Below are 7,965 nucleotides of genomic sequence, written 5' to 3'. Positions count from 1 at the left end.
GTGGTCGACGGCGATCACCACGTGGTCGCGGGCCAGATCGCGCACCTGGGCGTCCCACATCGACCGGTCCGAACCGAGGGATCCGAGCAGTACTACGGCAGGGGCATCCGCTGAGGGCGGGCCGCTGACCTGGTGAGACAGGGTGGCGGGCATGGGATGGGTCCTTTCCTGGGGAGCGGCGGGTCAGTTCTGGTGCGGGTGACGTGAACCACGATACGCTGGAAGTGTACGTAAGACGAACAGTTGTGCAACAGGCGAACAGGTCCTACGATGTGTGACATGACCAACAAAATCTTCTCGTCGGCCGCCGCCGCGGTCGCGGACATCCCGGACGGCGCCTCCCTCGCCGTGGGGGGTTTCGGTCTGGTCGGCATCCCCGCCGTCCTGATCGACGCACTCCTGGAACAGGGCGCCACCGATCTGCAGACCGTGAGCAACAACTGCGGCACGGACGGCTTCGGCCTCGGCACGCTCCTGGAGGCCCGCCGCATCACCCGCACCACGGCCTCCTACGTGGGGGCCAACAAGGAGTTCGCCAGGCAGTACCTGAGCGGGGAGCTCGAGGTGGAGCTGACGCCGCAGGGCACGCTCGCCGAGCGGATGCGATCCGGTGGGGCGGGCATCCCGGCCTTCTACACGCCGGCGGGCGTCGGGACGATGGTCGCCGAGGGCGGACTGCCGCTGCGCTATGACGGCGACGGGGGAGTCGCCGTGGCCTCCGAGCCCAAAGAGGTCCGAGAGTTCGACGGGACCCCGTACGTCCTGGAGCGCGCGATCGTCACGGATTTCGCGCTCGTCCACGCCCATCGGGCGGACACGGCGGGCAACCTGCAGTTCCGCGGCACCGCCCGGAACTTCAACCCGGACGTCGCGATGGCCGGCCGCATCACGATCGTCCAGGCCGAGGAGATCGTCGCGGCCGGCGAGATCGACCCGGCGGACGTCCATCTCCCCGGCATCTTTGTCCAGCGGCTCGTCGAGGTCGGACGCCAGGAGACCGGCGTGGAGATCGAGAAGCTCAGCAGCAGGGGAGAGGACAGGTCATGAGCTGGACACACGAGCAGATGGCGGCACGCATCGCCACCGATTTCGTCGACGGGCAGTACGTCAACCTGGGGATCGGAATGCCGACACTGATCCCGGACCACCTACCGACGGGCGTCCACGTCACTCTCCATTCGGAGAACGGGATCCTCGGCGTGGGCCCCTACCCGACGCCCGAACAGCTCGACCCGGAGATGATCAACGCGGGCAAGGAGACGATCACCGCGGCTGCCGGGGCGGCGTTCTTCTCGTCGTCGGCGTCGTTCGCCATGATCCGGGGCGGAACGGTCGACGTGGCCGTGCTCGGCGCCATGCAGGTCTCACAGACCGGTGACCTGTCCAACTGGATGATCCCCGGCGCCATGGTCAAAGGCATGGGCGGGGCCATGGACCTGGTCCACGGCGCCGGCCGGGTGGTCGTGATGATGGACCACGTCACCCGCACGGGCGAGGCCAAACTCCTGGCGGAGAACTCCCTGCCGTACACCGGGCGCGGATGCGTCCAGCGGGTCGTCACCGACCTGTGCGTCCTCGACATTTGCCCGGAGGGGTTCCGACTCGTCGAACCGGCCCCGGGCGTCACGATCGAGGAGATCCGCGCCAAGACGGGCGCCGACGTCCACACCTAGCGCGACCTCCCGCCCGACCGCCCCTCCGCCCGGTCGGCACACCACCGATCGGCCCCGGGGCGAACAACGGGTGTACGGCGGCTCGCGCGGTCAACAGGGTGCCGGTTCCTCACTACTGTGGGGACCGACCCCGTCGTCGCCAGAGGAAGGTCCCCGCGCATGAGCTCCACCGCCCCGGTCACCGTCACCGTCACCGGTGCCGCCGGAAAGATCGCCTACTCCTTGCTCTTCCGGCTGGCGTCCGGTCTGGTCTACGGCCCCGACACCCCGGTCCGCCTCCGACTGCTGGACATCCCGTCGGCCGTCACGGCCGCCGAGGGCGTGGCGATGGAGATCGAGGACTGCGCTCTGCCGCTGGTCGACTCGATCGAGATCACCGACGACGCGACCGCGGCGTTCGACGGCGCCAACGCCGCGTTCCTCGTCGGGGCCATGCCGCGGGGCAAGGGCATGGAGCGCTCCGACCTGTTGAGCGCGAACGGTGCCATCTTCCGCGACCAGGGACGCTCGATCAACGCCGGCGCCGCGGACGACATCCGCGTCGTGGTGGTGGGCAACCCCGCCAACACCAACGCCTACATCGCGCACAGGCACGCCCCGGACGTCCCGGCCGGTCGGTTCACCGCCCTCATGCGGCTCGACCACAACCGGGCGTTGAGCCAGCTCGCCACCCGCCTGGGCGCCCCCGTCGCCGAACTCGACGGGGTCGTGGTGTGGGGGAACCACTCGGCCACCCAGTTCCCGGACGTCTCCTATCTCACCCGAGCCGGTGAGCCCGTGACCGCCGGGCTCGGGCGGGACTGGCTGGCCGACACCTTCATCCCGCGGGTCGCGAACCGGGGATCCGAGATCATCGCCGTGCGGGGCTCGTCGTCGGCCGCCTCCGCGGCCGGGGCCGCCGTCGATCAGATGCGTGACTGGGTCCACGGCACACCGGGGGAGAGCTGGACCACGGTCGCGCTGCCCTCCGACGGGCAGTACGACACGGTCCCGGGGGTGGTCACCGGCCTGCCCTGCCGCAGTCACGGCGGGGAATGGGAGGTCGTCGAGGGTCTGGAGATCGACGATTTCCAGCGCGCCCGCATCGACGCCTCGGTGGCCGAGTTGATCTCCGAGCGCGACGCCGTGCACGCCCTCGGCCTGACCGACTGACCCCGGGGGCGGGGCCCGGGCGGCGTGTGTGGGGTCCCGGCGCGGACGGCCTACGATGGTCGGGTGACGACTGCAGCGACCCCCGGCCCCGAGACCGACCGCGCGGATTTGCTCCCCGCCTCCTGGAACCCCGGCGAGGTCGAGTCCGAGCTGTACCGACGCTGGGTCGACGCCGGCTACTTCGAGGCGGACCCCTCCAGCGACAAGCCCGCGTACTCGGTGGTGCTGCCTCCGCCGAATGTCACGGGCAGCCTGCACATGGGCCACGCGCTCGACCACACGCTCATGGACGTGCTCACGCGGCGCAAGCGCATGCAGGGGTTCGAGGTCCTCTGGCTTCCCGGAATGGATCACGCCGGGATCGCCACCCAGACCCTCGTGGACCGCAAGCTCCGCGCCGAGGGGATCGACCGCCACGAGATCGGGCGAGAGGCGTTCATCCAGAAGGTCTGGGAGTGGAAGCGTGAGTCCGGCGGGACCATCGGCGAGCAGATGCGCCGCCTCGGCGACGGAGTCGACTGGTCGCGTGAACGGTTCACCCTCGACGAGGGACTGTCCCGCGCGGTGCAGACCATCTTCAAGGAGCTCTACGACCAGGGGCTGATCTACCGCGCCGAGCGGCTGGTCAACTGGTCGCCCACACTCCAGACCGCGATCTCGGACATCGAGGTCAAGTACGCGGATGTCGAGGGCGAGTTGGTGAGCTTCCGCTACGGCTCGATGGACGACTCGCAGCCGCACCTGGTGGTGGCCACGACCCGGCTCGAGACGATGCTGGGCGACACGGCGATCGCCGTGCACCCGGAGGACCCGCGGTACGCCCACCTCGTGGGCACCGAGATCGAGCACCCGTTCCGTGAGGGCTGGACCATGCGCGTCGTGGCGGACGACCACGTGGACCCCGAGTTCGGGACGGGGGCCGTCAAGGTCACGCCCGCGCACGACCCCAACGACTTCGCGATCGGCCAGCGCCACGGGCTGGAGATGCCCACGATCATGGACGCGGCCGGCCGCATCGCCGACACGGGGACACGCTACGACGGGATGGACCGGTTCGAGGCGCGAAGGGTGATCCGCGAGGACCTCGCCGCCGAGGGCCGGATCGTCAAGGAGGTGCGCCCGTACCTGCACTCCGTCGGACACTCGGAGCGATCTGGCGAGCCGATCGAGCCCCGGCTGTCCCTGCAGTGGTGGGTCAGGGTCGAGGAGCTGGCCAGGATGGCCGGCGACGCCGTGCGCGACGGCGACACGGTGATCCACCCGAAGAGCCAGGAACCGCGCTGGTTCGACTGGGTCGACGACATGCACGACTGGTGCATCTCCCGCCAGCTGTGGTGGGGCCACCGCATCCCCATCTGGTACGGGCCGGACGGCGAGGTGGTCTGTGTGGGCGTGGGCGAGGAGCCGCCCGCCGGGTACACGCAGGACACGGACGTGCTCGACACGTGGTTCTCCTCCGGGCTGTGGCCGTTCTCGACCATGGGCTGGCCCGACCGGACCACCGACATCGAGCGGTTCTACCCCACGTCCGTGCTGGTCACCGGGTACGACATCCTGTTCTTCTGGGTGGCCCGGATGATGATGTTCGGCACCTTCGTGGGTCGCACCCTGACGGGTGACACCTCCGCCCCGGGGAAGGTCCCGTTCACCGACGTGTTCCTCCACGGGCTCGTCCGCGACGAGCACGGCCAGAAGATGTCCAAGTCCAGGGGAAACGGCATCGACCCGCTCGACTGGGTCGACCGCTTCGGCGCCGACGCCCTGCGCTTCACCCTGGCCCGGGGCGCCAACCCCGGCGGCGACCTGTCCGTGGGTGACGACGCCGCCCAGGCCTCGCGCAACTTCGCCACCAAGCTGTTCAACGCCACGCGGTTCGCGCTGATGAACGGCGCGAAGGTGGGCGAGCTCCCGGACGCGTCCGCGCTCACCGACGCCGACCGGTGGATCCTCCGGCGCCTCGGCGAGGTGCGCGTGTCGGTCGACGACGCCCTGGACCGCTACGAGTTCTCCAAGGCCTGCGAGGCCCTGTACCACTTCGCGTGGGACGAGGTGTGTGACTGGTACCTGGAGCTGGCCAAGGTCCAGTTCGGGAACGACGACGAGGCGCGCGGCTCCGAGCGCGCCGAGCACACGCGGCTCGTGCTGGGACACGTGCTGGACGTGGTGCTGCGGATGCTGCACCCCGTCATCCCGTTCGTCACCGAGGTGCTGTGGACGGCCCTGACCGGACGCGACTCCGTGGTGGTCGCGGACTGGCCCTCCGACGTGGCCCCGGCAGAGGGGGCCGCGGAGTCCGTGCGCCGCGTGGCCGACGCCCAGACCCTCGTCACCGAGATCCGCCGCTTCCGCTCCGACCAGGGACTCAAGCCCGGCCAGCGGGTGCCCGCGCGCGTCACCGGGGTCGACGCGGCGGATCTGCCCGCCGACCTGCTCGACCAGGTGGCCTCGCTCGCGCGGATCACCCCGGCCGGGGACGACTTCACCGCCACCGCCTCGCTCGAGGTCCGGCTGGGGCTGTCCACGGTGGGGGTCGAGATCGATACCTCCGGCACCATCGACCTGGCCGCCGAGCGTCGCCGCCTGGAGAAGGACCTCGCGGCCGCGCGCAAGGAGCTGGAGACCACCGGCGCCAAGCTGGGCAACGAGGCGTTCCTCGGCAAGGCCCCCGACCACGTGGTGGACAAGATCCGCGCGCGCCGGGATCTCGCCGAGACCGAGGTCAGCCGGATCTCCGCCCGACTCGAGGGCCTCCCGGCCGGGAGCACCGCCTGATGGCGGGTCATCGGTGGCTCGAGCCCCACGACCCGGACGAGGGCTGGGACACCCCCACGGAGGAGGACGTCGCCGAGATGCTCGGCGAGGAGGGCCTGGTCTCCGGGGTCTCCCTCGGCGGGCCGCTGCCCGGTGACGAGGACGGCGAGGACCACCAGGAGCCGCGACCGATCCCGGAGGTCGGCAGCCCCGAGTGGCAGGCCGACACCGCAGAGCTCGCGGCGGTCGAGGAGGAACTGGCCACCCGGTGGCCGGAGACCCGCCTCGAACCGAGCCTGGACCGGATCGCGGAGCTCACCGGCGTCCTCGGGGATCCGCAGCACGCCTACCCGGTCGTCCACGTGGCGGGGACCAACGGCAAGACCTCGGTCACCCGGATGATCGACGCCCTCCTTCGGGCACTGCACCAGCGCACCGGGCGCAACACCAGCCCGCACCTGCAGACCGTCACCGAGCGCATCGCCCTGGACGGCGAGCCCGTCCCGGCACGCCTGTTCGTGGACACCTACCGCGAACTGCAGCCGTACCTGGAACTGGTGGACCAGCGGTCCGAGGCCGGTGGTGGACCCCGGATGAGCTACTTCGAGGTGCTCACCGCGATGGCCTTCGCGGCCTTCGCCGACGCCCCGGTGGACGTGGCCGTGGTGGAGACCGGGATGGGCGGGACCTGGGACGCCACCAACGTGGTGAGGCCGGCCGTCGCCGTCGTCACCCCTGTCGGTCTGGACCACACCGACTACCTCGGGGACGACCTGGCGACCATCGCGGGGGAGAAGGCGGGGATCATCCAGCCCGGAGCAGAGGATGACCTGCTGCCGAGGGACCCGGTCGCCGTGATCGGTCGCCAGGAGCCCGAGGCGATGGAGGTGCTGCTGCGTCGCGCGGTCGAGGTGGGCGCGGTGGTGGCACGTCTCGGCTCGGAGTTCGACGTGGTCGAGCGCCGCCTGGCGGTGGGCGGACAGCAGCTCACCCTGCGTGGTCTCGGAGGCGAGTACCCGGAGGTGTTCCTCCCTCTGTTCGGCGAGCACCAGGCCGAGAACGCCGCCACCGCCCTGGCCGCCGTCGAGGCGTTCTTCGGGGCGGGCCCCGACCGGTCGCTGGACCCCGAGCTCATCCGCGCCGGATTCGCCGCCGTGGACAACCCCGGCCGGCTCGAGCGCCTCAGCTCGAGCCCGACGGTGCTGGTGGACGCCGCGCACAACGGTCACGGCGGGCGCGCACTCGCCGAGGCGGTGACCTCCGAATTCGACTTCCGACGTCTCGTCGCCGTGGTCGCGATGCTGGACGGCAAGGACGCCGACGCCTTCCTCGCGGCCATCGAGCCGGTGGTCGACGAGGTCGTCGTCACCAGGACCGGGTCGCCGCGCGCGATGGCGCTCGAGGACCTCGCGAGGGTCGCCGAGGACCGGTTCACCGCCCAGCGGGTCCACGTGGTGGACACCCTGCCCGATGCGATCAGCGCCGCGCTGGACCTGGTGGGGGTCCCCGACCCGACCGCCGACGACGACGTCTCCGGGGTCGGCGTACTCGTGACGGGATCGGTGTTGACCGCGGGGGCCGCCCGCAGCCTGTTCGGAAAGGACGCACAGTGACCGACACCGGTTCCGTCGATCCGGCGGCCACCGCCCACGAACCCTCGGTGGATCCGTGGAAGGGACTTCGGGGGATCATGGCCGGGACCCTGATCCTCGAGGCGATCGTGATCGGCCTGGTGCTCACGGTGATCGCGAGGGTCGACGACGGAGAGCACTTCCAGCCCTGGAAGGTGTGGTTCGTCAGCCTGCTCGCCGTGGCGATGGTCGTGGCCAGTGGACTGCAGCGGCGTCCCTGGGCGATCCCGCTGAACCTCACCCTCGCCGGGCTGGCGGTGGCGGGGTGGGCCGTGCACTGGTCGATGGGCGTGTGCGGCCTGATGTTCGCGGCGGTGTGGGCGTACATCCTCTATCTGCGGCGGGACCTCTCCCGGCGGATGGCGGGCGGGTACCTGCCCAGCCAGCACGACTGACGGGTCCCGGGTACTTGTAGCATTGCGGCCGTGACCGAGAGAACTTTCTTCCTCATCAAGCCCGATGGCGTCCAGCGAGGCCTGACCGGCACCATTCTCGCGCGAATCGAGGCCAAGGGCCTCCGGCTCGTGGCCATGGACATGCGCCGGGTGCCACAGGAGACCGCGGCCGCGCACTACGCCGAGCACGCCGAGCGTCCGTTCTACGGCGACCTGCTCGAGTTCATCACCTCCGGGCCGGTCGTGGCCGGTGTCGTGGAGGGTCCGCGCGCGATCGCCGCGTGGCGACAGCTCGCCGGCGGGACCGACCCGGTGGAGAAGGCCGCCCCCGGGTCCATTCGCGGGGACTACGGGCTGGAGACC

At 70.8% G+C, this 7,965-nt stretch carries 7 protein-coding genes; all 7 read left to right on the top strand.

The genetic code is table 11. The annotated features are described in order from the left end of the window. The first annotated feature begins 279 nt into the window (after window positions 1-279). On the top strand, window positions 280-1,047 hold the full coding sequence (locus G6022_RS04110; RefSeq protein WP_179524926.1) for a CoA transferase subunit A: 768 nt from the start codon (window positions 280-282) through the stop codon (window positions 1,045-1,047). Beyond that, window positions 1,044-1,673, top strand: a complete 630-nt coding sequence (locus tag G6022_RS04105) for a 3-oxoacid CoA-transferase subunit B (protein WP_182638864.1) — start codon at window positions 1,044-1,046, stop codon at window positions 1,671-1,673. Before G6022_RS04110 ends, G6022_RS04105 begins: the two co-directional genes overlap by 4 nt. 159 nt (window positions 1,674-1,832) lie before the next feature. After that, window positions 1,833-2,825 carry a malate dehydrogenase gene (locus G6022_RS04100; protein WP_182638862.1) on the top strand — a complete coding sequence of 331 codons (993 nt, stop codon included), beginning with the start codon at window positions 1,833-1,835 and terminating at the stop codon, window positions 2,823-2,825. A 63-nt stretch (window positions 2,826-2,888) separates the two neighbouring features. Continuing rightward, window positions 2,889-5,597, top strand: a complete 2,709-nt coding sequence (locus tag G6022_RS04095) for a valine--tRNA ligase (protein ID WP_182638860.1) — start codon at window positions 2,889-2,891, stop codon at window positions 5,595-5,597. Continuing rightward, the gene (locus tag G6022_RS04090; RefSeq protein WP_182638858.1) at window positions 5,597-7,189 is read left to right on the top strand and encodes a folylpolyglutamate synthase/dihydrofolate synthase family protein; all 1,593 of its coding nucleotides are present in this window, start codon (window positions 5,597-5,599) and stop codon (window positions 7,187-7,189) included. Before G6022_RS04095 ends, G6022_RS04090 begins: the two co-directional genes overlap by 1 nt. Further along, entirely contained in the window at window positions 7,186-7,602 is a 417-nt protein-coding gene (locus tag G6022_RS04085) for a DUF4233 domain-containing protein (RefSeq protein WP_179524931.1), read from the top strand. Before G6022_RS04090 ends, G6022_RS04085 begins: the two co-directional genes overlap by 4 nt. Window positions 7,603-7,632: 30 nt before the next feature. After that, on the top strand, window positions 7,633-7,965 hold a 333-nt coding region (locus tag G6022_RS04080), incomplete at its 3' end, for a nucleoside-diphosphate kinase (protein WP_182691035.1).

This window comes from Dietzia sp. Cai40, assembly GCF_014145165.1.
Classification (GTDB): Bacteria; Actinomycetota; Actinomycetes; order Mycobacteriales; family Mycobacteriaceae; genus Dietzia; species Dietzia natronolimnaea.
This window is presented reverse-complemented; position numbering and strand designations above follow the sequence as displayed.

What these genes read in the sequence shown, in the direction of transcription:
- G6022_RS04110 (WP_179524926.1), top strand. Translation starts at nt 280, where the DNA reads ATGACCAACAAAATCTTCTCGTCGGCCGCCGCCGCGGTCGCGGACATC.
- G6022_RS04105 (WP_182638864.1), top strand. Translation starts at nt 1,044, where the DNA reads ATGAGCTGGACACACGAGCAGATGGCGGCACGCATCGCCACCGATTTC.
- G6022_RS04100 (WP_182638862.1), top strand. Translation starts at nt 1,833, where the DNA reads ATGAGCTCCACCGCCCCGGTCACCGTCACCGTCACCGGTGCCGCCGGA.
- G6022_RS04090 (WP_182638858.1), top strand. Translation starts at nt 5,597, where the DNA reads ATGGCGGGTCATCGGTGGCTCGAGCCCCACGACCCGGACGAGGGCTGG.